Raw genomic sequence first — 368 nt, 5'->3', positions numbered from 1 at the left:
TCCCGCAGTAGCCACCATTTCCTAAGCACTCTGTTTGTTATTAAATACATGTTTATTAACGACAAGAGTTTTTAGGAAAGTAAAGCGGTCGTGGCGGAATTGGTAGACGCACCAGATTTAGGTTCTGGCGCCGAGAGGTGTGAGAGTTCAAGTCTCTCCGACCGCACCATTATTTAGATATCTTAAATGATATCATTGTTGGGCTATCGCCAAGCGGTAAGGCACTGGCTTTTGATGCCAGCATTCCCTGGTTCGAATCCAGGTAGCCCAGCCACTATTTAAAGTGTAATTATCTTTAAAAAGATAATGGCATTGGAAGCGAGATTATATTATATTACTTCGCTCTCAGATGGCTACTTAGCTCAGTT

At 42.4% G+C, this 368-nt stretch carries 2 tRNA genes; both read left to right on the top strand.

The features are described 5' to 3' along the window. The first annotated feature begins 84 nt into the window (after window positions 1-84). Window positions 85-169 (top strand) — tRNA-Leu (locus AB4493_RS21205). A gap of 30 nt (window positions 170-199) precedes the next feature. Next, window positions 200-274: transfer RNA gene (locus AB4493_RS21200), tRNA-Gln, on the top strand. The last annotated feature ends 94 nt before the right edge of the window (window positions 275-368 follow it).

Origin of the sequence: Vibrio sp. 10N.222.55.A1, from assembly GCF_041473835.1 — a bacterium.
In the GTDB taxonomy this organism is placed as follows: Bacteria; Pseudomonadota; Gammaproteobacteria; order Enterobacterales; family Vibrionaceae; genus Vibrio; species Vibrio crassostreae_C.
The sequence above is the reverse complement of the archived record's forward strand: the minus strand, read 5'-3'. Positions and strand labels throughout refer to the sequence as shown.